Source organism: Pseudomonas sp. S36 (genome assembly GCF_016647875.1).
GTDB classification, from domain to species: domain Bacteria; phylum Pseudomonadota; class Gammaproteobacteria; order Pseudomonadales; family Pseudomonadaceae; genus Aquipseudomonas; species Aquipseudomonas parafulva.
The window spans coordinates 1-21,026 of sequence record NZ_JACVVG010000062.1 but is presented as its reverse complement, the minus strand read 5'-3'; the positions used below and the strand labels follow the sequence as shown (position 1 = coordinate 21,026).

Sequence of the window (21,026 nt, the reverse complement as noted above, 5' to 3'; positions counted from 1 at the left end):
CCCCCTCCTTGCACCCCCCACTATCCCAACTAGACTTTCTGCCACCTTGTACACGCCGTGCACGGCCTGGCGCTGGCGCACGCAAAAGGTTGACCGTTCGATCAGAAAAAAACGAAAAACGGTACACATAACAAATATTTGTTTGTGTACAATCTTCAGCATCCTGTTCCTTGCGTGCCACCTTCGAACAGGGCTGGACACGGGTCGGCGTACCAAAGTTGCGTTGCGATATCCCAGGTGGTTATCGATACTGGCGCCGATTTTCGACCAACAAGAACATAAAACCGTGGAACCTTAGAATGAGCACTGCAACCAGTCCGACTGCTTATAACTACAAGGTCGTCCGCCAGTTCGCCATCATGACGGTGGTGTGGGGGATACTTGGCATGGGCCTCGGCGTCTTCATCGCCTCGCAACTGGTCTGGCCGCAACTGAACCTGGACCTGCCCTGGACCAGCTTCGGCCGGCTGCGCCCCCTGCACACCAACCTGGTGATCTTCGCCTTCGGCGGTTGTGCGCTGTTCGGCACCAGCTACTACGTGGTTCAGCGCACCTGCCAGACGCGGCTGATTTCCGACAGCCTGGCGGCCTTTACCTTCTGGGGCTGGCAAGCCGTGATTGCCGGTGCGCTGATCACCCTGCCGATGGGCTACACCACCACCAAGGAGTACGCCGAACTGGAATGGCCGCTGGCGATTTTGCTGGCGATCGTCTGGGTGACCTACGCCGTGGTGTTCTTCGGCACCATCGTCAAGCGCAAAACCCGGCACATCTATGTGGGCAACTGGTTCTATGGCGCATTCATCGTGGTCACGGCCATGCTGCACATCGTCAACCACATTTCCCTGCCGGTGAGCCTGTTCAAGTCGTATTCGGCCTACGCCGGTGCAACCGATGCCATGATCCAGTGGTGGTACGGGCACAACGCGGTGGGCTTCTTCCTGACCACGGGCTTCCTGGGCATGATGTATTACTTCGTGCCCAAGCAGGCTGAGCGGCCCATCTATTCGTACCGGCTGTCCATCGTGCACTTCTGGGCGCTGATTACCCTGTACATCTGGGCCGGCCCACATCACCTGCACTACACCGCCCTGCCCGACTGGGCCCAGTCACTGGGCATGGTGATGTCGATCATCCTGCTGGCACCGAGCTGGGGCGGCATGATCAACGGCATGATGACCCTGTCGGGTGCCTGGCACAAACTGCGCACCGACCCGATCCTGCGCTTTCTGGTGGTCTCGCTGGCGTTCTACGGCATGTCCACCTTCGAAGGGCCGATGATGGCCATCAAGACGGTGAACGCGCTGTCCCACTACACCGACTGGACCATCGGCCACGTGCACGCCGGCGCCCTCGGCTGGGTCGCGATGATTTCCATCGGCGCCGTGTACCACATGATCCCGCGTCTGTATGGCCGCGAGCAGATGCACAGCGTCGGGCTGATCAACGCGCACTTCTGGCTGGCCACCATCGGCACCGTGCTGTACATCGCCTCGATGTGGGTCAACGGCATCACCCAGGGCCTGATGTGGCGTGCGATCAACGATGACGGCACCCTGACCTACTCGTTCGTCGAAGTCTTGCAAGCCAGCCACCCCGGCTACATCGTGCGGGCGCTGGGCGGCGCGTTCTTCGCCAGCGGCATGCTGCTGATGGCCTACAACGTCTGGCGCACGGTACGGGCCGCCAACCCGGTACAAGCCGAGGCAGCCGCCAAGATCGTCATCGTGGGAGCGCACTGATGAAGCACGAAGCCGTTGAGAAGAACATAGGCCTGCTGGCGTTCTTCATGGTCATCGCCGTGAGCATCGGTGGCCTTACCCAGATCGTCCCGCTGTTCTTCCAGGACGTCACCAACAAACCGGTGGAGGGCATGAAGCCGCGCACCGCGCTGGAACTGGAAGGGCGCGATATCTACATCCGCGAAGGCTGCGTGGGTTGCCATTCGCAGATGATCCGCCCGTTCCGCGCCGAAACCGAGCGCTATGGCCATTACTCGGTGGCCGGCGAGAGCGTGTGGGACCACCCGTTCCTGTGGGGCTCCAAGCGTACCGGGCCGGACCTGGCCCGTGTCGGCGGCCGCTACTCGGACGACTGGCACCGGGCGCACCTGTACAACCCGCGCAACGTGGTACCGGAATCGAAGATGCCGGCCTACCCGTGGCTGGTGGAGAACACACTCGACGGCCGTGATACGGCGAAGAAGATGGAGGTACTGCGCACCCTGGGCACGCCGTACACCGACGCGGATATCGCCGGCGCCCGCGACGCGGTCAAGGGTAAAACCGAGATGGACGCCCTGGTGGCCTACCTGCAAGGCCTTGGCACCCTCATCAAGAGCAAACGGTGACGCTGATGGATATCGGGATGATTCGCGGCCTGGGCACTGTGGTGGTGCTGGTGGCCTTTGTCGGGCTGGCGTTATGGGTGTTCAGCCCACGCCGCAAGAAGGATTTCGACGAAGCGACCCAGCTGCCATTCGCAGATGACCCCGAGGCCCGCCGCCACGTCGAGCAAGCGCAAGCAAACGCGTCTGGGAGAAAACAACAATGACAACCTTCTGGAGTGTGTACATCACGGTCCTGACCCTGGGTACTATCTTCGCGCTGACTTGGTTGCTGCTGTCCACCCGCAAGGGCCAGCGCGACGAAGTCACCAACGAAACCGTCGGCCATGCCTTCGACGGCATCGAGGAGTACGACAACCCCCTGCCCAAATGGTGGTTCTGGCTGTTCGTCGGCACCATCGTCTTTGCCCTGGGCTACCTGGTGCTGTACCCGGGCCTGGGCAACTGGAAGGGCATGCTGCCGGGGTACAGCTACCTGGATAACGACAAGCAGACCGAGTTCGCCAACGGCGAGGCCGGCTGGACGGGCGCCCATGAATGGGAAAAGGAAATGGCCAAGGCCGACGCCCGCTTCGGCCCGATTTTCGCCAAGTTCGCCGCCATGCCCATTGCGGACGTGGCCAAAGACCCGCAGGCCCTGAAAATGGGGGCCAGGTTGTTTGCCTCCAACTGCTCGGTGTGCCACGGCTCGGACGCCAAGGGCGCCTATGGCTTCCCCAACCTGACCGACAACGACTGGCGCTGGGGCGGTGAGCCGGACACCATCAAGGCGACCATCATGGGTGGCCGTCATGGGGTGATGCCGGCCTGGGCCGAGGTGATCGGCGAACAGGGCGTGGCCGACGTGGCCGCGTTCGTGGTCAGCAAGCTCGATGGGCGCACGCTGCCCGAGGGCGTCAAGGCCGATGTGGAAAACGGCCAGAAGATCTTCGCGACCAATTGTGTGGCCTGCCACGGGCCCGAGGGCAAGGGTACGCCGGCCATGGGTGCGCCAAACCTGACGCACCCGCAGGCGTTCATCTACGGCTCGAGCTTTGCCCAGCTGCAGCAGACCATCCGCTATGGCCGCCAAGGGCAGATGCCGGCGCAAGAGCAGTTGCAGGGCAATGACAGGGTGCATTTGCTGGCCGCCTACGTGTACAGCCTGTCGCATCAGGATGCGCCGGCCGAGGCTGAGTAAGCAGGCCTGCCCCCGTCGCGGGTCAAACCGCCCCACGCAGCCCCCACCCTTTTTGCGGTGGGTGCGGGCCTCTGTGGGGGCGGCTTCAGCCGCGAAGAGGCCAGTACAGCCACGCATTTCTCGCCGCCTGATGACCTGGATCAATTGACACTCGCCATATCACGATTCATGGCGTGAACCCAATGCGGCATAAGGTCGCAACGCGACCACTGCGTGCCATCACCGGCGTATCATGGCCCGCAGAGCGCTAGCAGATTGCGCGAGACTGCAGCCGGCATGCACTGGCCGCAGCGTTTCTCCACTGCCGTGGGACATGATGATGAGCAAGCACATTCCGGTACATGACGTAACCCCGCCTGCCAGCAAAGGGAAGGACTCCGTCGACCTCTACGCCTCGCGCGAAAAAATCTACACCCGCGCCTTCACCGGCCTGTTCCGGCGCCTGCGCATGGTAGGCGGCGCGGCGCTGTTTCTGCTGTATTTCGGCACTGTATGGCTGAACTGGGGCGGCCACCAGGCAGTGTGGTGGGACCTGCCGGAGCGCAAGTTCTACATCTTTGGCGCCACCATCTGGCCCCAGGACTTCATCCTGCTGTCGGGCATTCTGATCGTTGCCGCCTTCGGCCTGTTCTTCATCACCGTGTACGCCGGGCGCGTCTGGTGCGGCTACACCTGCCCGCAAAGCGTGTGGACGTGGATCTTCATGTGGTGCGAAAAGGTCACCGAGGGCGACCGCAACCAGCGCATGAAGCTGGACAAGGCGCCCATGAGCGGCAACAAGTTCGTGCGCAAGCTGGCCAAGCACAGCCTGTGGCTGCTGATCGGCTTCGTCACCGGCATGACCTTCGTCGGTTACTTCGCGCCGATACGCGAACTGGTGATCGAATTTTTCACCGGCCAGGCTGATGGCTGGTCGTACTTCTGGGTCGGCTTCTTCACCCTCGCCACCTATGGCAATGCGGGCTGGCTGCGCGAGCAGGTGTGCGTGTACATGTGCCCCTATGCCCGCTTCCAGAGCGTGATGTTCGACAAAGACACCCTGATCGTGTCCTACGACCCGCGCCGTGGCGAAACCCGTGGCCCGCGCAAGAAAGACGTGGACTACAAGGCCAAGGGCCTGGGCGACTGCATCGACTGCACCATGTGCGTGCAGGTGTGCCCCACCGGCATCGACATCCGCGACGGCCTGCAGATCGAGTGCATCGGCTGCGCGGCGTGCATCGATGCCTGTGACAGCATCATGGACAAGATGCACTACCCCAAAGGCTTGATCAGCTACACCACCGAGCACAACCTGTCCGGCCAGAAAACCCACATGCTGCGACCACGGCTGATTGGCTACGCCATCGTGCTGCTGGTGATGATCGGCGCCTTGGCCACGGCCTTCGCCATCCGGCCACTGGTGGGCCTGGACGTGAGCAAGGACCGCGTGCTGTACCGCGAGAACGCCCAGGGGCGGATCGAGAACGTGTACAGCCTCAAGGTGATGAACAAGGACCAGCGCGACCATGTTTACGTACTGGACGCCGCCGGCTTGCCGGACCTGAAACTGGACGGCCAACGCGAGATTCACGTGGCCGCCGGCGATATCGTCAGCCTGCCCGTGCAGTTGTCGGTGGCACCCGAGAAGCTGCCCTCGACCACCAACGAAGTCACCTTCATCCTCAAGAGCGCCGATGACAGCGACGCACAGGTTGAAGCCAAGAGCCGTTTCATCGGCCCCCAGATCCGCTAGGAGAGACGCACGACAATGCCTGCCACCGCCGCCAGCCCCTGGTACAAGCACCTTTGGCCCTGGATCATCATCGGCATCCTGACCACTTCGGTCTGCCTGAGCCTGACCATGGTCAGCATCGCCGTCCGCAACCCGGACAACCTGGTGAACGACAACTACTACGAGGCTGGCAAGGGCATCAACCGCTCCCTGGACCGCGAACTGCTGGCCCAGCAACTGGGCCTTAAAGCCAGCGTGCACCTGGATGAGCTGACCGGCGAGGTGGACCTTCGCCTGACCGGCAGCAGCCACCCGCAAACCCTGGAGCTGAACCTGATTTCGCCGACCCAGCCGCAGAAAGACCGCAAGGTACTGCTGAGCCAGGCCGAAGCGGGCCGGTACGTGGGGCAACTGGATGACAAGGTGGACGGCCGCCGCTTCGTCGAGTTGCTGGGCAACGAAGGCGGCCAGGTATGGCGCCTGTTCGAGGAAGAAAAGGTCGAGCACGGGGTGGACCTGCAATTGGGTGACGAAGCCCTGCAAGGTGCCGAGCGCCAGCAATGACCCAACCCACCCCCTGCTTTCACTGTGCCTTGCCCGTTCCTGCGGGCAGCCAGTTCAGCGCCGTCGTGCTGGGTGAGCCCCGACCATTCTGTTGCCCAGGGTGCCAGGCGGTGGCCGAGTCGATCGTGGCAGGGGGGCTTGAGCACTATTACCAGCACCGCAGTGAAACCAGCGCCAACCCCGACGCCCTGCCCAGGCAGCTGCAGGATGAGCTGGCGCTGTACGACCGCAGCGATGTGCAGCAGGCTTTCGTGCGCCACGAAGGCCAACTGGCCGAAACCACGCTGCTGGTCGAAGGGGTAAGTTGCGCGGCGTGTGGCTGGCTGATCGACAAGCACCTGCGCAACCTGCCCGGCGTGGCCGAGGCACGCCTGAACCTGTCCAACCACCGCCTGCTGCTGAGCTGGGACGACCAGCAGTTGCCGCTCTCCGCGGTGCTGGCACAGTTGCGCCAGATCGGTTATGCCGCCCACCCCTACCAGCCGGACCAGGCCGCCGAGCAGTTGGCCCGGGAAAACCGCAGCGCTTTGCGCCGCCTGGGCGTGGCCGGGCTGCTATGGTTCCAGGCGATGATGGCAACCATGGCCACCTGGCCTGAGTTCAACATCGACCTGTCGCCCGAGATGCACACCATCCTGCGCTGGGTGGCGTTGTTCCTGACCATCCCGATCGTGTTTTACAGCTGTGCGCCGTTTTTCAAAGGGGCTGCCCGCGACCTGCGCACGCGCCACCTGACCATGGACCTGTCGGTGTCACTGGCCATCGCCCTGGCCTTCGGTGCCGGCATCTGGACCGCCATCACCGGCAGCGGTGAGCTGTACTTCGACACGGTGGGCATGTTCGCGCTGTTCTTGCTGACCGGCCGCTACCTGGAACGCCGTGCCCGCGAGCGCACGGCTGCGGCCACGGCGCAGCTGGTCAACCTGCTGCCAGCCTCGTGCCTGCGCCTGGATGCACTGGGCCGCAGCGAGCGCATTCTGCTCAGCGAACTGCGCTGCGGCGATACCGTGCAGGTGCTGCCCGGGGCCGTGATCCCGGCCGACGGGTGCATCGTCGAGGGCCGCTCGAGTGTGGATGAGTCACTGCTGACAGGCGAATACCTGCCGCAGCCGCGCCGCGTTGGGGAGCGTGTGACGGGCGGCACGCTGAACGTCGAAAGCACCCTGCATGTAGCGGTCGAGGCCGTGGGCCATGACTCGCGCCTGTCGGCCATCGTGCGCCTGCTGGAGCGGGCACAAACCGAAAAGCCGCGCCTGGCGGAAATCGCCGACCGCGCCTCGCAACTGTTTCTGTTGTTTTCGCTGTTGGCCGCCGTCGCCATCGGCCTGTGGTGGTGGCAGCAAGCCCCTGACCGCGCGTTCTGGATCGTGCTGGCGATGCTGGTGGCAACCTGCCCATGCGCACTGTCGCTGGCCACCCCCACCGCGCTGACAGCCGCCACCGGCACCTTGCACAAGCTGGGTTTGCTGGTGACCCGGGGCCATGTGCTGGAAGGGCTGAACCAGATCGATACGGTGATTTTCGACAAGACCGGCACACTGACCGAAGGCCGCCTGACATTGCGCAGCATTCGCCCGCTGGGCAGCCTGGGGGCCGATGAATGCCTGAGCCTGGCCGCCGCCCTGGAAAACCGCTCCGAGCACCCCATCGCCAGGGCGTTTGGCCGCGTTGCCAGGGCTGCCGAGGCTGTTCAGACGGTACCCGGCCTGGGCCTTGAGGGGCAGGTCGACGGCCAACGCCTGCGCATCGGCCAGGCGGCGTTCGTGTGCGCCTTGAGTGGCACACCGGCACCTGCCATTCCCGAGCCCCGGGGCCAGTGGCTGCTGTTGGGCGGGCGCCAGGGGCCGTTGGCCTGGTTCGGCCTGGACGACCGCCTGCGGGACGACGCCCCTGCCCTGCTTGCCGCCTGCCGTGCCCGTGGCTGGCGCACGCTGCTGCTGTCGGGCGACAGCTCGCCGATGGTCACCGAAGTGGCCGCGCAACTGGGTATCGACGAAGCCGTGGGCGGCCTGTGCCCGGACGACAAGCTGGAGCGGCTGAAGGCCTTGCAACAGGCTGGGCGCAAGGTGCTGATGCTGGGTGACGGGGTGAATGACGTGCCGGTACTGGCTGCCGCCGACATAAGCATCGCCATGGGCAGCGCCACCGACCTTGCCAAGACCAGCGCCGATGCCGTGCTGTTGTCCAACCGCCTGCAGGCGCTGGTACTGGCCTTCGAGCTGGCCCGGCGCACACGGCGCAACATCCTCCAGAACCTGTTGTGGGCAAGCCTGTACAATGGCCTGATGCTGCCCTTCGCGGCGGTTGGCTGGGTCACCCCCGTATGGGCAGCCATCGGCATGTCGGTCAGCTCGCTGGTGGTGGTGCTCAACGCTCTGCGCCTGACCCGCCAGCCCGCCCTGGCATCACCGGGCACCCCTGCAACCTACCAGGTGAGGAAATCGCCATGCCCGCCCTCTATATCATGATCCCTGCGGCGTTGCTGCTGGTCGGCGTGGCCGTGTACATCTTTTTCTGGGCAGTGGACAGCGGGCAGTACGACGACCTGGAAAGCCCCGCCCACAGCATTCTGTTCGACGACCAGGACCCGCGCCACCAGGCAGCGGTGAAGGCGCCGCCGACCGACCTGCCCCCCTCACACGAACAACCCGAGGAACAACCACCCCGTGCATGACCTGCTCCCCCTGCTGGGTTCTGCCCTGGTGCTGGGCCTGCTGGGCGGTGGCCACTGCCTGGGCATGTGCGGCGGGCTGATGGGCGCACTGACCCTGGCCATCCCCCCCGAGCAACGCAGCAGGCGCCTGCGCCTGCTGCTGGCGTACAACCTCGGCCGCGTGTGCAGCTATGCCTGCGCCGGGCTGCTGCTGGGCCTGGCCGGCTGGGCCGTGGCCAGCGGCCCGGCAGCGGTGGTGCTGCGCACGGCGGCGGCGCTGCTGCTGATTGCCATGGGCCTGTACCTGGCCGGCTGGTGGAGCGGGCTGACGCGGGTGGAGGCCTTGGGGCGCGGGTTGTGGCGGCACATTCAGCCGCTGGCGACGCGCCTGCTGCCGGTGTCCAGCGTACCCCGGGCCATGCTGCTGGGGGCCCTGTGGGGGTGGCTGCCCTGCGGCCTGGTCTACAGCACCCTGTTGTGGGCGGCCAGCCAAGGTAATGCAGGCTACAGCGCGGCCCTGATGCTGGCCTTTGGCCTGGGTACCTGGCCGGTGCTGTTGGCCACCGGGCTGGCGGCAGAACGGGTAAACGCTTTGTTGAGACGGCGCAGCGTGCGCATGGCAGGCGGGGTGCTGGTGATGCTGTTCGGCATCTGGACCCTGCCCGGCCCGCACCAGCACTGGCTTATGGGGCACTGAAACGGCCACGTGTCGCGGGCGGTTGATACAAATCAACACAGATTCCTACAGACGCCCCTAGACTCCGGAGCATTGCTGCTCTTTCCGGGGACCGCCCTCATGCTCGACGACCTACGTTGGGACACCGACCTGATCCGCCGCTACGATCTGGCCGGGCCACGCTACACCTCCTACCCGACCGCCGTGCAACTGCACAGCGAGGTGGGCTCGTTCGACCTGCTGCACGCCCTGCGCGAGAGCCGTCGGGCGGTGCGCCCCCTGTCGTTGTACGTGCACGTGCCGTTCTGCGCCAACATCTGCTACTACTGCGCCTGCAACAAGGTCATCACCAAGGACCGTGCCCGTGCGGCGCCCTACCTGCAGCGCCTTGAGCAGGAAATCCAGCTGGTGGCCTGCCACCTGGATGGCAAACAGCGTGTTGAACAGCTGCATTTTGGCGGCGGTACGCCCACCTTCCTCAGCCATGTGGAACTGCGCCAGCTGATGGCGACGCTGCGCCAGCACTTCAACCTGCTGGACGACGATTCCGGCGATTACGGCATCGAAATCGACCCCCGCGAAGCGGACTGGTCGACCATGGGGCTGTTGCGCGAGCTGGGCTTCAACCGCGTCAGCCTGGGTGTGCAGGACCTGGACCCCGCCGTACAGCGTGCGGTCAACCGCCTGCAAAGCCTGGAGCAGACGCGCACGCTGATCGAAGCTGCCCGCACCCTGCAGTTCCGCTCGATCAACCTTGACCTGATCTACGGCCTGCCACGGCAAACCCCGGAAGGTTTCGCCCGCACCGTCGAAGAAGTGATCCGCCTGCAGCCCGACCGGCTGTCGGTGTTCAACTATGCCCACCTGCCCGAGCGCTTCATGCCGCAACGGCGCATCGAGGCCGGCGAGCTGCCCAGCGCAGCCGCCAAGCTGGAGATGCTGCATGCCACCATTGATCAGCTGACCGCCGCAGGGTATCGCTACATCGGCATGGACCACTTTGCCCTGCCAGACGACGAACTGGCCATCGCCCAGGAAGAAGGCACCCTGCAGCGCAACTTCCAGGGCTATACCACCCACGGGCACTGCGACCTGATCGGCCTGGGCGTTTCGGCCATCAGCCAGATCGGCGACCTGTACTGCCAGAACAGCAGCGACCTCAACACCTACCAGGACAGCCTGTCCAACGCCCAGCTTGCCACCCAGCGCGGCCTGCTGTGCAACACCGACGACCGTATTCGCCGGGCGGTGATCCAGCAACTGATCTGCCACTTCGAACTGGATTTCGAGCCTATCGAAAAAGCCTTCACCATCGATTTCCGGGGGTACTTCAACGACCTTTGGCCTGAGCTGCTGACCTTGCAGCGCGACGGCCTGATCCGCCTGGACGAAAAGGGCATTCGGATCCTGCCAGCCGGCCGCCTGCTGGCGCGCTCGGTGTGCATGGTGTTCGACGCCTACCTGGCCATGCAGAACCGCCAGCGCTTTTCGCGGGTGATCTGACGGCCGAGGCGTTCAGCCGCATGGACAACCGCCCCAGCCAGGCGGACCATAAGCGCACAGGAACTCCGGCAGTTGCCTGCCGGGGGTTTCGCCGGGTCGTACCATAGTCGAGCACGCTGGCCTACACCCTCCTTCGTGGGTTACCCTTACGGCTTATGTGTGCTTTCCCACAAGGATCGAGTCAAAATGTCCGAGCCAGTCAAACTGCGCCCACACAACCAGGCCCATTGCAAGGATTGCAGCCTGGCCCCACTGTGCCTGCCTCTTTCGCTTAACCTGGAAGACATGGATGCATTGGATGAAATCGTCAAGCGGGGTCGCCCGCTGAAAAAAGGCGAGTTTCTGTTCCGCCAGGGTGACAATTTCGGCTCGGTCTACGCAGTTCGCTCCGGCGCCCTGAAAACCTTCAGCCTCAGCGACAGCGGCGAAGAGCAGATCACCGGCTTCCACCTGCCCAGCGAACTGGTGGGGCTGTCGGGCATGGACACCGAGGCCTACCCGGTGTCGGCCCAGGCCCAGGAAACCACGTCGGTGTGCGAAATCCCCTTTGAGCGCCTGGACGAGCTGTCAGTGCAACTGCCCCAGCTGCGCCGCCAGCTGATGCGGGTGATGAGCCGTGAAATCCGCGACGACCAGCAGATGATGCTGCTGCTGTCGAAGAAAACCGCCGACGAGCGCATCGCCACCTTCCTGGTCAACCTGTCGGCGCGCTTCCGCGCCCGTGGGTACTCGGCCAACCAGTTCCGCCTGAGCATGTCGCGCAACGAAATCGGCAACTACCTGGGCCTGGCGGTGGAAACCGTGTCACGGGTGTTCACCCGCTTCCAGCAGAACGGCCTGCTGCATGCCGAAGGCAAGGAAGTGCACATTCTGGATCCGATCCAGCTGTGCGCGCTGGCCGGTGGTGCAATCGAGGCCTGAGGCGCGCTTTAGCAGGTATACTTGGCCATTCGTTTTCCCAGGATACCTGCAACAATGCACAGCGACGCTTTCGACCTCAAAGCCCTGATCCGCCCGGTAGTGGACTTCCCCAAACCGGGTGTGATCTTCCGCGATATCACCCCGCTGTTCCAGTCGCCGCGCGGGCTGCGCTATGTAGCCGACCAGTTTATCGAACGCTACATCGAGGCCGAGTTCAGCCACATCGGCGCCATGGACGCGCGCGGCTTCCTGATCGGTTCGATCATCGCCCATCAGCTGAACAAGCCACTGATCCTGTTCCGCAAGCAGGGCAAGCTGCCCGCCGACGTGCTCAGCGAAGGCTACCAGACCGAATACGGCGAAGCGTTCCTTGAAGTGCACGCCGACAGCCTGTGCGAAGGGGATTCGGTGTTGATCTTCGATGACCTGATTGCGACGGGCGGCACACTGCTGGCAGCTGCCAATCTGGTGCGCCGCACCGGTGCGCAAGTGTTCGAGGCCGCAGCCATCATCGACCTCCCCGAACTGGATGGCTCGCGCCGTTTGCAGGCCGCGGGCGTGCCCACCTTCTGCCTTACCGAGTTTTCCCTCAGCGAGCGCTGAGCGGCCAAGCGGCGTGCTGCAGGGTCGGCTTGCAGCGCGCCCGGTTACAGCGAGATCGGCCGACGGCCCGCAAACGCGTGGGCCAGGGTGCCGCCATCGACCATTTCCAGCTCGCCGCCCAAGGGCACGCCATGGGCAATGCGCGATGCCACCAGGCCTTTCTCGGCCAGCAACTGCGCGATGTAATGGGCTGTTGCCTCACCTTCCACCGTTGGGTTGGTTGCCAGGATCACCTCGCTGAAGGTGCCCTGCTCCTCGATGCGCGCCATCAGCTGGGGAATACCAATGGCCTCGGGCCCCAGGCCGTCCAGCGGGGACAGATGGCCCTTGAGCACGAAGTAGCGGCCACGGTAACCGGCCTGCTCCACGGCGTAGACATCGGTGGGGCCCTCCACCACGCACAGCTGGGTATCGTCACGGCGTGGGTCGGCGCACTGCGGGCACAGGTCCTGCTCTGTAAGGGTACGGCACTGACGGCAATGCCCTACCCCTTCCATGGCCTGGGTCAACGCCTGGGCCAAGCGCATGCCGCCGCTGCGGTCGCGCTCGAGCAGCTGCAGGGCCATGCGTTGGGCGGTTTTCTGGCCAACGCCCGGCAGGATGCGCAGGCCATCGATCAGTTGGCGGATGAGAGGGCTGAAGCTCATGGGAAAGGCCTGATAAATCAATAAGAGGCGGTTTATACCCAGCGTGGGCAGTGGCGTCAAATCCGCCATTGTTCCTGCGCCTGGCTATTTCGACCGCAGTACGCTGCTAACAGCGCAAAAAAAAACCGCCGCTGGTTTCAGCGGCGGCTTGTGAGCCTGAAAATGCCTTAGAACGGCATCTTGAAGCCCGGTGGCAATTGCATGCCAGCGGTCATGCCGCCCATTTTTTCCTGGCTGCTCTGCTCGATCTTGCGCACAGCGTCGTTCAGGGCTGCGGCAATGAGGTCTTCCAGCACTTCCTTGTCGTCTTCCTCGGTCGACATCAGGCTCTGGTCGATGCTGACGCGCTTGACGTCATGCCGGCCAGTCATCACCACGCTGACCAGGCCGCCACCGGACTGGCCGGTGACTTCCGCGTTGGCCAGCTCTTCCTGCATTTTCTGCATCTTCTCTTGCATCTGCTGGGCCTGCTTCATCAGGCCGGCCATGCCACCTTTCATCATGGGGAGATACCTCGATTGGGTCATGTGATGCAGCCCGCCACGAAGCCGGCTGCATGGTTATCAGTTATTGGCCCTGACTGGCCAGGGCCTCTACAGGCTCAATAGTATCCTGACACACCTTGGCGCCAAACAGCTTGATCATCTGCTGGATCAACGGGTCTTGCTCGATCGAGGTCACGGCTTCGTGCTGGCGCTCGATGCGTTTGCGTGAAGCCGCCTGGGCAGGGGTTTCCTGCTCGGGGAGGACCAGTTCGATGCGCAGGTTGAGGGTGCGACCCAGGTGCTGGTTGAGCGCCTCGTTCAGGCGCCGCTGCTGGGTGGCGTTGAACAGCGCACCCTGGCCAGGGTCCAGGTGCAGCAGCCAGTCGTCACCCTCGGCCGCGATCAGCGTGCAGTTGGCTGCGATGTTGCCTGTCATGCCCGATACGGGCAACTGCGGGAATAATTCCAGCCATTGCAGGGCCAGGCCGGTGGCAGGCCTGGCTGCAGGCAATGGCTCGGCAGCAGGCTGGGCGGGCTCCTCCTGCACATGCTCGGCGAGCTCGTCCAGGTAGCTGAAGCCAGCGGGGTCACTCTCGCCCACGTAATAGTCTTCGTCCAGCGGCGGCTCGTCGTCGCGGTCCATGCCCACGGCGGCATAGGCGCCGGGGTCGAACGGCGGGGCGTCGTCATGGGAGGCCACAGCCGGCTGTGCAACGGGCGGCGCAATAGGCTCGGGCTCGGGCGCAGGCGCCAAGGCAGCGGCCTGGGCGACAGGCAGCGCAGGCTCTTCCCAGGGCAGGTCGACCACCTCGGCGACGGGCTCGGGCACCGAGATGGCTTCGATTTCGGCCTCTATTTCGGGGTCGCGTTGCGCCTCTGGCTCGTGGTCAGCGGTGGCCGGTGGCGGCACTTCCACGTCCGGGGCAGCCGCCGCCGGCTCAATCGACACGGCCTGCACTGCCGGCTGCGCCACGGGGGCCTGGGCTGCCACCGGCTTGGCGGAATCAGCTGTGGCCTGGCTGATCCCCACTGGCTTTAGCTGCGGCTTCGGCGCATCGTCCGTATCGGCCGGGCGGAATGCCAACATGCGCAGCAGCACCATCTCGAACCCACCGCGCGGCTCCGGCGCCAAAGGCAGGTCACGGCGGCCGATCAGGCCCATCTGGTAATAAAACTGCACATCCTCGGCCGGCAGTGCCGCAGCCAGGGCCAGCACCCGCTCGCGATCACCCTGGCCGTTGTCCACGGCTTCTGGCAGCGCCTGGGCAATGGCCACGCGGTGCAGCACGTTGAGCATTTCAGCCAGCACACCTGCCCAGTCCGGGCCCTGCTCGGCCAGGTTGCGAATGGCCTCCAGCAAGGCCCGCGCGTCGCCCTCGAGCAACGCCTGCAGCACATCGTAGACCTGCCCATGGTCCAGGCTGCCGAGCATGGCGCGCACATCGGCGGCCAGCACCTTGCCCTCGCCAAAGGCGATGGCCTGGTCGGTCAGGCTCATGGCATCGCGCATCGAGCCATCTGCCGCACGGCCCAACAGCCACAGCGCATCGGGCTCGAAGGGTACGTTCTCGGCCTGCAGCACGTGGCTGAGGTGTTCCACCACCCGTTCCGGGCTCATGTTCTTCAGCGAGAACTGCAGGCAGCGCGACAGGATGGTAGCCGGCAGCTTCTGCGGGTCGGTGGTGGCCAGGATGAACTTGACGTAGGGCGGCGGCTCTTCCAGCGTCTTGAGCAGGGCGTTGAAGGAGTGGGTAGACAGCATGTGCACTTCGTCGATCAGGTAGACCTTGAAGCGACCGCGGCTGGGGGCGTACTGCACGTTGTCCAGCAGCTCGCGGGTGTCTTCCACCTTGGTGCGGCTGGCGGCGTCGATCTCGATCAGGTCGACGAAGCGGCCTTCGTCGATTTCGCGACACACCGAGCAGGTGCCGCAGGGGGTGGAGGTGATGCCGGTTTCGCAGTTCAGGCACTTGGCTATGATGCGTGCGATGGTAGTCTTGCCCACACCACGGGTACCTGTGAACAGGTAGGCATGGTGCAGGCGCTGGTTGTCCAGCGCGTTGATCAAGGCCTTGAGCACATGGGCCTGGCCGACCATTTCGCGAAACGAGCGCGGACGCCATTTACGTGCAAGAACCTGATAACTCATCGAAAAACCATCGTAGCCTGATAGTGCGGAAGATCGCTAATGCTAGCGGAGCGGGGGCAAAATTGCACCCTGCCTGGTTGGCCTAGACTTGGCTATCACCTGTGCGGCTCACGGAGGAACTGCTTTGCGAACCTTGCTGGCCCTGTTGCTGTTATGGACGGCGCAATGCCTGGCGGATCAGCCGGTGCTGCGTTTTTCGGTGGCGGAGAGCTGGAGCATGCCACTGGTGCGCATCGAAGGCGATCAGCCGGTCGAAGGCCTTCTGTACGACCTGATGCAGGCGGCCGCCCAGGCGGCGGGTGCCCGTGCCGAATACCACGTGATGGCCAGGCTGAGGCTGGAAGAGGCCATGAACGGCGGCGACATCGATGTGCGCTGTTATGTCAGCACCCAGTGGCTGATCGACCGGCCCAAGGATTTCATCTGGAGCATCCCGCTGATTCACCAGCGCGATGTATTGGTAGCCCGCGCCGGGGAAGCCGGCCCTGGCCTCCCGGAGCAACTGCCGCCCCAGGCCATCGGCACGGTGCTGGGCTACACCTATGCCACCCTGCAACCGCTGCTGGCGCAGAACCGCATGCACCGTGAAGACAGCCGTAACCAGTTGCTGGCCCTGCAGAAGCTGCAGGCCGGTCGCTACCGCTACGCGGTGAGCAACCAGCTGTCCTTGCAGTGGTTCAACCGCCAGTTGCCTGCGGGGCAGCAACTGCAGGCGCTGGCGGTGCTGGATGACCAGGACCTGGGGTGCATGGTGCGTAATGACCCCGACATCCCGGCACAGGCCTTTCTGCGGGCGCTGGTGCGAATGAAGGCATCAGGGGAAATCGAGCGGCTGGTCGAACGCTATGGCGGCTAACCGCCCCCTTTTCAAACCAACGCCACCATAAACAACCCCACCCCAAAGACCCCATGCGTCAGCACACTCTTAAGGCAACCAAGCACCGGCGCCGCCGTCCTGCACGCAAAAAACCCGGCCCCCATTGCCGACTGCATCAGACACAACGGTGCCACGGCAGTACCGACACCAAATGCCAGCGCCGGCCCTAGCGTAGGCGCCCGCAACCAGCCCTCGCCCGCCATCAAAACGAACGCCACCGCAAAGCAAACGCCGATCACATAGTGAATCACCCACCCCCAGGCCCGCTCGTGCCGCACCGGCCTCGCATTGGCAATTGCTGCATGCCATACCCGCCCGCGCAGCAGATGCCCAGCCCAGCGCCCGACCATGGCGAAATTCAACGTGGTAACCCCAAGCCGCCTTAGCAGCAACGCCCACAAATCCATCACGACAGTTGCGCCTATACCTATGGGCAACGCCGCTGAAAGCAGTGCAGTTATCGTCATTTGAAAGTCTCCGGCATTGACGGTTATTACCCTGGCGAGCAGCATAGAAGTTGAAGTCAACTTCAAGTCAAGAGCCGAACATGGACATTGCCGACGTTGCGAAGCGCACAGGCGTACCCGCCTCGACACTGCGCTACTACGAGAAAAAAGGGTTGATCACCGCCCTGAGCGACCCTGGCCAGCGACGCCAGTTCGGTGCAGAGGTAGCAGACCGGCTGGCACTGATCGCACTGGGCCAGGCCGCAGGGTTTTCGCTGGATGAGGTGGGTGCGATGCTGGTGGACCTAAAGGTTGATCGGCAAGTGCTCACCGCCAAGGCGGATGAACTGGACAGGCGCATCAAGCGCTTGCAGGCAATGAGCCGCGGTTTGCGGCATGCGGCGCAGTGCCCCGAGCAGGATCACCTGGCATGCCCGACCTTTCAGCGGCTGATGAAGCTGTCGGCGGCGGGTGGGCTGGGGGGCAGGCAGGGCAAGGCGAAAGCGTTTGCCACAGATTGAGATTTAGCAAGGTCAGAAATGGCTCCGTCAGCTATACTCCGGCACTTGATCTTCTCGCTGTGAGTGCCCCTTCCGAGCCTGACTTGGTACGCATGTAAATATCTTCAGGAATCAATATGGGTCAAATTGGGAAAGCCTTTCAAGCTGATGAAGCCATAAAGGTTGAACCCGCAGGTATTTGGCATCATCTCTCAAGTCTTCGTTATTAGCCACCGAGTATGGGTCTACGGCCCGCCGCATGAAGGCTGCTATAAAAAATATCGAAGCGCCTAAAGCTCGCCGGGCTACCACATATCAGCCTCAAGCCCAACACTACACATCTTTATAATCCCCCGCCGCGAAACTTGGCACCACCCGCTCTCCTTGGTTCAGACGCGGGGACAATAAACTATATAGGCTTCAAAACTATTCCTGCCTCAGCCCCACTAAATGTTTTCAGTGGGGCATGATGCATCAGACTAAATGCAAGTAAATGGATCATTGGAATCGGCCGAGGAGCAATAAAATGAAATGCGTAAGCGGGGTTCTTTCGGACAATTTCTTCTGCCAGTAAACGGGTCGAATCAGTTGGAAATTTACGGCTCCCTGGCCTGCATGAAGTACGCATTATCTTTTTTGCAAGACACATAATTAAGACTATAAATGCGGCAGAAAGGCCCAGCCCCGCGAATAAGAACTTACCGTAAACGTCGATTCCTACCGGCAAAATTACCAGCATGAGTAATATAAAAGCAATACAGACCAATATTCGAATCCACTGCATGCACGAGCGAATACTTGAAATGAAATGACCGCAACTTCCTTTCCGCTCGGCGAAGACCCAACTCTTCAATACCATGTCAAATTTCATACCTGTCGAGTCAACTCTACTAACACTGCTGACTATTAGATTAGTGACTTGACGACGATCGCTGACAAAATTCTTTTTAACGTGAAAACAACATACAGGCCGCGATACTAAGTCATCCGCATCTTGCCATTCATCGACCGTCATACTCAACCCATAACCGAGCGGCATTTCAAACCCTTTGGGGCCTACTAGAAGCCTTAATGCCAAGGTGACAAAAAAGGTTAAAGTCGCTAAAAACAATGGGCTAGGCTCTCTAGAAATAATAGGCAGTACAATGGAGCAGACCAGAAAAACTGCAGAACCAATTAGAATGAACATTGAATAGCGATTGGAAAGACCATAAAGAACTCTCAGAGATCTTTCCGTGACTTGAACACCAAAGTTTTTTGAAATCTTAGGGCCTACCATGGAAATTATCGCATAGATCCATACTGATAATCCTATTAGACTTAAAACGATTTCAAAAAACCTCAAAGATAAAACTAGCATATCATTCTCAAGAACTGACATATTTGGCTCCATCCAAAATTCTAATAATAGCACATTGCCATGTACCTGCACCAGAATTCTGAATCGGAACTACTGAAATGCCGCATGATCGCGGAAACTATCTGTGCGGTCGAGGCCTGCCCTAGATAGCAAGAACGACGGTACGGCCGTGCTGGGCTTGCCCGGGCGCCGGGAGCGGGCCTCATCCAATGTTGCTGCTCTATGAACTCCGACATTCAAAGCGTGAAGCTGATCCCCGATAGTGTGCTCCCGATATCTCTGAAGCCAGCCCAGTCGTAATGCACCCCGGCGCCAAAGCCGAGAAAATCCATCTAAACCCACACCTGTCGACTTCTGAAACCCATTGAAGGCCTTGCCGCGCTGGTTGGGTGGGATACAAAGGTAGCGGTAACCGCCCCTGTACTTTTCGTCTTCTCAACACATGTTATGGGAACGCACGGCTTCTGCCTTCGGCTCAAGAGCCTAGAGACCGAGCTTTTCAAAATATTGCCCGATGCCATGGAACAGGCGATTATGCTTAGCGCCCAAGAACTGAACTGATTGCTCGACCTCTAGCAAATCAAGATCGATTCAGAAGAACCTGTAGAGTGCATGCTTGTTTTTTATTATTATCTCATTCATATTTTCGCCAACTCAGCATCCATTGATCCGCAATCCCGACCCTTCAACCCGAGCACCAATCTCGTGCCAACTAGTCAAGAGCAAATATCCGCAAATAAAGCCGTTACTCATAGACACTTATAACTCCTTTCAATTGCTCCGCATATCCGTAGATATCATCTACAGATACAATTGGGTGGCGTGTCTCACTCTTGTTAGCGTCGAAGATACCAATGTACTTTTGACTTCGATTGAAGTGAAGGCGGCAAATCGGTTTACGATTATTATCGTCCAGCAGAATCCCAAAATAGCTTTGGGTATCCCGATGCACGATTCGCTTTGCATCGACCACTGCCCGGACAATGGCCTTGACGATATGGAAGCCTTCAAGCTCTTCTAGCGTTGTCTGGATACGATCGTCATTTTCCTCCTCAGCTGGCTCAGCTGCCGGAGCTGTTTGAACAACGGACATCGCAAATGAAGGCTCCACAGCTCCGCTCATTGCAGATTTCAGTCGATCGTTCACTTGATCGCCAAGGAACTGGATGGCCGCTTTACGGGTCAAGGTGGTGAATTGCTCTCTCACTCTCTGAGTGATGATGCCATCGTAAACACGAGCGGCGAAGAATTTAACGAAGTCCTCGCTTGGCTGACTGAACTGGGTGGCCATTTCCTTCTTGATCTGCCCGACATACTTAAGCTCACCAGCAGCACTGATAATTGAGTCGACATCAAAAGCTGACTTGGTCAGTTTCTGAAGTTCGGGTAGCGCATGCTCATCCAGATCAAGAAGGTCCAGCTCAAGGAATGGTTTTTCGTCCATCTTGTTAGGCGCATCGAGATCGGTATAGAAGCGATATACCTGACCATTAGTGAGGATCGAGATACGTGCAGTGGTGACATGGAAATAACGGAAGAGCTGGCTCGCATGATTGATATGCAAAGGCTCGCCAATCTTCTTGCACTCAATAAGGATCTGAATTTCGCCATTCTTGCGGATGGCGTAGTCGATTTTCTCGCCCTTCTTGGTCCCGATGTCACAGACGTACTCCGGCGTTACCTCGGAGGGGTCGAATACGTCATAGCCCAGGACGGAGTTGATGAAGGGCATGACAAAGGCAATTTTGGTTGCCTCTTCAGTTTGGATAGCAGGACCCTGCTGGCGGATTTTGGCTGATAACGCGTTCAGTCGCTCTACGAATTCCATCTCTAGCTCCTCGCTCAGATGCCATATCCTAGTAGCACTGCGCCATACTGGCAATTGCAAATCACAGCGACAGTCGAGGTGAAAATGCACATGAGCGATTGGCAAGCCAGAGAGCAGACTGGCGTATACAGAAAGAGAGATTACAGAGAAGTGATGACGAAGCTAACATTTTCAGCACAGCGCACCATCTAGGTGTAGCTAAATGTTGTCACACTGCGAGATTTTTGAGAAAGAAATCCTCGATGATTCAAGGACTTGCGTAATGGAGGCGGCCCCGTCAGCCACACCCCGGCACTCGATGTTCCCGCTATGGCTGCTCCCTTCCGGGCCTGACCAGGTTAACGGGTAATCAATGCGGGGGAACCGACAGGGCCACCACTACATGTCTCGCTGAGCAGCGAGTGGCGCCATTGTACCGGGACTGGGCGCAGATACAACCTCTGAGGTAGAAAAAGTCATCGTTTCTCAATGACTTGACTGGGGGGGCGGGAGTTTTTTTGGGGGGGCTGATCGCGAGCTGCGCTCGCTCCTACGCTTGTTTCGGGCCAATTAGGCCTGCGCCATTGGCGCGCG

20 protein-coding genes and 1 other RNA gene are annotated in these 21,026 nt (G+C 61.3%); 14 read left to right on the top strand and 7 right to left on the bottom strand.

Annotated elements, in window-relative coordinates; genetic code table 11:
• The first annotated feature begins 299 nt into the window (after positions 1-299).
• From ccoN to IAE36_RS21835, 12 genes are all read left to right on the top strand, one after another.
• A complete protein-coding gene (ccoN, locus tag IAE36_RS21890) occupies positions 300-1,742 on the top strand; it encodes a cytochrome-c oxidase, cbb3-type subunit I (protein ID WP_201214707.1) in 1,443 nt (480 codons plus the stop codon).
• On the top strand, positions 1,742-2,350 hold the full coding sequence (ccoO, locus tag IAE36_RS21885) for a cytochrome-c oxidase, cbb3-type subunit II (RefSeq protein ID WP_028632170.1): 609 nt from the start codon (positions 1,742-1,744) through the stop codon (positions 2,348-2,350). The genes ccoN and ccoO overlap by 1 nt, the downstream gene beginning before the upstream one ends.
• 5 nt (positions 2,351-2,355) lie before the next feature.
• On the top strand, positions 2,356-2,553 hold the full coding sequence (locus IAE36_RS21880; RefSeq protein ID WP_201214705.1) for a cbb3-type cytochrome oxidase subunit 3: 198 nt from the start codon (positions 2,356-2,358) through the stop codon (positions 2,551-2,553).
• Positions 2,550-3,527, top strand: coding sequence for a cytochrome-c oxidase, cbb3-type subunit III (ccoP, locus tag IAE36_RS21875; protein WP_201165540.1), 978 nt, complete (start codon positions 2,550-2,552; stop codon positions 3,525-3,527). Before IAE36_RS21880 ends, ccoP begins: the two co-directional genes overlap by 4 nt.
• Positions 3,528-3,846: 319 nt before the next feature.
• Positions 3,847-5,262 carry a cytochrome c oxidase accessory protein CcoG gene (gene ccoG, locus IAE36_RS21870; RefSeq protein WP_028632167.1) on the top strand — a complete coding sequence of 472 codons (1,416 nt, stop codon included), beginning with the start codon at positions 3,847-3,849 and terminating at the stop codon, positions 5,260-5,262.
• A gap of 15 nt (positions 5,263-5,277) precedes the next feature.
• Complete coding sequence (locus IAE36_RS21865) at positions 5,278-5,805, top strand: FixH family protein (RefSeq protein WP_060483570.1); 528 nt, start codon at positions 5,278-5,280, stop codon at positions 5,803-5,805.
• Positions 5,802-8,273: a heavy metal translocating P-type ATPase gene (locus IAE36_RS21860; RefSeq protein ID WP_201214704.1), complete on the top strand. Its 2,472-nt coding sequence runs from the start codon at positions 5,802-5,804 to the stop codon at positions 8,271-8,273. The genes IAE36_RS21865 and IAE36_RS21860 overlap by 4 nt, the downstream gene beginning before the upstream one ends.
• Complete coding sequence (gene ccoS, locus IAE36_RS21855) at positions 8,252-8,479, top strand: cbb3-type cytochrome oxidase assembly protein CcoS (protein WP_201165546.1); 228 nt, start codon at positions 8,252-8,254, stop codon at positions 8,477-8,479. Before IAE36_RS21860 ends, ccoS begins: the two co-directional genes overlap by 22 nt.
• Positions 8,472-9,155 carry a sulfite exporter TauE/SafE family protein gene (locus tag IAE36_RS21850; protein ID WP_201214702.1) on the top strand — a complete coding sequence of 228 codons (684 nt, stop codon included), beginning with the start codon at positions 8,472-8,474 and terminating at the stop codon, positions 9,153-9,155. Before ccoS ends, IAE36_RS21850 begins: the two co-directional genes overlap by 8 nt.
• A 99-nt stretch (positions 9,156-9,254) precedes the next feature.
• A complete protein-coding gene (gene hemN, locus IAE36_RS21845) occupies positions 9,255-10,637 on the top strand; it encodes an oxygen-independent coproporphyrinogen III oxidase (protein WP_201165551.1) in 1,383 nt (460 codons plus the stop codon).
• A gap of 186 nt (positions 10,638-10,823) precedes the next feature.
• The gene (gene fnrA, locus IAE36_RS21840) at positions 10,824-11,558 is read left to right on the top strand and encodes a Crp/Fnr family transcriptional regulator FnrA (RefSeq protein ID WP_028632161.1); all 735 of its coding nucleotides are present in this window, start codon (positions 10,824-10,826) and stop codon (positions 11,556-11,558) included.
• Between the two features lie 54 nt (positions 11,559-11,612).
• Positions 11,613-12,161 carry an adenine phosphoribosyltransferase gene (locus IAE36_RS21835; protein WP_201214697.1) on the top strand — a complete coding sequence of 183 codons (549 nt, stop codon included), beginning with the start codon at positions 11,613-11,615 and terminating at the stop codon, positions 12,159-12,161.
• 44 nt (positions 12,162-12,205) lie between these two features.
• Here IAE36_RS21835 and recR read toward each other — a convergent pair whose 3' ends face one another.
• From recR to dnaX, 3 genes are all read right to left on the bottom strand, one after another.
• On the bottom strand, positions 12,206-12,808 hold the full coding sequence (recR, locus tag IAE36_RS21830) for a recombination mediator RecR (RefSeq protein WP_028632159.1): 603 nt from the start codon (positions 12,806-12,808) through the stop codon (positions 12,206-12,208).
• A 167-nt stretch (positions 12,809-12,975) separates the two neighbouring features.
• Positions 12,976-13,311, bottom strand: a complete 336-nt coding sequence (locus IAE36_RS21825; RefSeq protein WP_023535908.1) for a YbaB/EbfC family nucleoid-associated protein — start codon at positions 13,309-13,311, stop codon at positions 12,976-12,978.
• Between the two features lie 64 nt (positions 13,312-13,375).
• Positions 13,376-15,442 (bottom strand): DNA polymerase III subunit gamma/tau, encoded by a 2,067-nt coding sequence (gene dnaX, locus IAE36_RS21820; protein WP_201214695.1) that lies wholly within the window; start codon positions 15,440-15,442, stop codon positions 13,376-13,378.
• 124 nt (positions 15,443-15,566) lie between these two features.
• Here dnaX and IAE36_RS21815 point away from each other — a divergent pair, with 124 nt between their 5' ends.
• Positions 15,567-16,298 carry a substrate-binding periplasmic protein gene (locus tag IAE36_RS21815; protein ID WP_201214694.1) on the top strand — a complete coding sequence of 244 codons (732 nt, stop codon included), beginning with the start codon at positions 15,567-15,569 and terminating at the stop codon, positions 16,296-16,298.
• A gap of 11 nt (positions 16,299-16,309) precedes the next feature.
• On the opposite strand, the gene IAE36_RS21810 is transcribed toward IAE36_RS21815, so the two are convergent.
• On the bottom strand, positions 16,310-16,786 hold the full coding sequence (locus IAE36_RS21810; protein WP_201214709.1) for a DUF2938 domain-containing protein: 477 nt from the start codon (positions 16,784-16,786) through the stop codon (positions 16,310-16,312).
• 80 nt (positions 16,787-16,866) lie between these two features.
• Between IAE36_RS21810 and IAE36_RS21805 the strand changes: the two genes are divergently transcribed.
• On the top strand, positions 16,867-17,286 hold the full coding sequence (locus tag IAE36_RS21805) for a helix-turn-helix domain-containing protein (protein ID WP_201214692.1): 420 nt from the start codon (positions 16,867-16,869) through the stop codon (positions 17,284-17,286).
• 388 nt (positions 17,287-17,674) lie between these two features.
• Here the strand turns inward: IAE36_RS21805 and IAE36_RS21800 are convergent, their stop codons facing one another.
• The 3 genes from IAE36_RS21800 to ffs all read right to left on the bottom strand — a co-directional run bounded on the left by IAE36_RS21800 (position 17,675) and on the right by ffs (position 20,822).
• Positions 17,675-18,646, bottom strand: coding sequence for a hypothetical protein (locus tag IAE36_RS21800; protein ID WP_201214691.1), 972 nt, complete (start codon positions 18,644-18,646; stop codon positions 17,675-17,677).
• A 724-nt stretch (positions 18,647-19,370) separates the two neighbouring features.
• Positions 19,371-20,453 (bottom strand): type I restriction endonuclease, encoded by a 1,083-nt coding sequence (locus IAE36_RS21795; RefSeq protein WP_201214689.1) that lies wholly within the window; start codon positions 20,451-20,453, stop codon positions 19,371-19,373.
• Positions 20,454-20,725: 272 nt separating this feature from the next.
• Positions 20,726-20,822, bottom strand: an RNA gene (gene ffs / locus IAE36_RS21790) — signal recognition particle sRNA small type.
• Between the last annotated feature and the right edge of the window lie 204 nt (positions 20,823-21,026).

Coding starts and splice junctions, on each gene's coding strand:
- ccoN (WP_201214707.1), top strand. CDS start 300: ATGAGCACTGCAACCAGTCCGACTGCTTATAACTACAAGGTCGTCCGC.
- ccoO (WP_028632170.1), top strand. CDS start 1,742: ATGAAGCACGAAGCCGTTGAGAAGAACATAGGCCTGCTGGCGTTCTTC.
- IAE36_RS21880 (WP_201214705.1), top strand. CDS start 2,356: ATGGATATCGGGATGATTCGCGGCCTGGGCACTGTGGTGGTGCTGGTG.
- ccoP (WP_201165540.1), top strand. CDS start 2,550: ATGACAACCTTCTGGAGTGTGTACATCACGGTCCTGACCCTGGGTACT.
- ccoG (WP_028632167.1), top strand. CDS start 3,847: ATGAGCAAGCACATTCCGGTACATGACGTAACCCCGCCTGCCAGCAAA.
- IAE36_RS21865 (WP_060483570.1), top strand. CDS start 5,278: ATGCCTGCCACCGCCGCCAGCCCCTGGTACAAGCACCTTTGGCCCTGG.
- IAE36_RS21860 (WP_201214704.1), top strand. CDS start 5,802: ATGACCCAACCCACCCCCTGCTTTCACTGTGCCTTGCCCGTTCCTGCG.
- ccoS (WP_201165546.1), top strand. CDS start 8,252: ATGCCCGCCCTCTATATCATGATCCCTGCGGCGTTGCTGCTGGTCGGC.
- hemN (WP_201165551.1), top strand. CDS start 9,255: ATGCTCGACGACCTACGTTGGGACACCGACCTGATCCGCCGCTACGAT.
- fnrA (WP_028632161.1), top strand. CDS start 10,824: ATGTCCGAGCCAGTCAAACTGCGCCCACACAACCAGGCCCATTGCAAG.
- IAE36_RS21835 (WP_201214697.1), top strand. CDS start 11,613: ATGCACAGCGACGCTTTCGACCTCAAAGCCCTGATCCGCCCGGTAGTG.
- recR (WP_028632159.1), bottom strand. CDS start 12,808: ATGAGCTTCAGCCCTCTCATCCGCCAACTGATCGATGGCCTGCGCATC.
- IAE36_RS21825 (WP_023535908.1), bottom strand. CDS start 13,311: ATGATGAAAGGTGGCATGGCCGGCCTGATGAAGCAGGCCCAGCAGATG.
- dnaX (WP_201214695.1), bottom strand. CDS start 15,442: ATGAGTTATCAGGTTCTTGCACGTAAATGGCGTCCGCGCTCGTTTCGC.
- IAE36_RS21810 (WP_201214709.1), bottom strand. CDS start 16,786: ATGACGATAACTGCACTGCTTTCAGCGGCGTTGCCCATAGGTATAGGC.
- IAE36_RS21805 (WP_201214692.1), top strand. CDS start 16,867: ATGGACATTGCCGACGTTGCGAAGCGCACAGGCGTACCCGCCTCGACA.
- IAE36_RS21800 (WP_201214691.1), bottom strand. CDS start 18,646: ATGTCAGTTCTTGAGAATGATATGCTAGTTTTATCTTTGAGGTTTTTT.
- IAE36_RS21795 (WP_201214689.1), bottom strand. CDS start 20,453: ATGGAATTCGTAGAGCGACTGAACGCGTTATCAGCCAAAATCCGCCAG.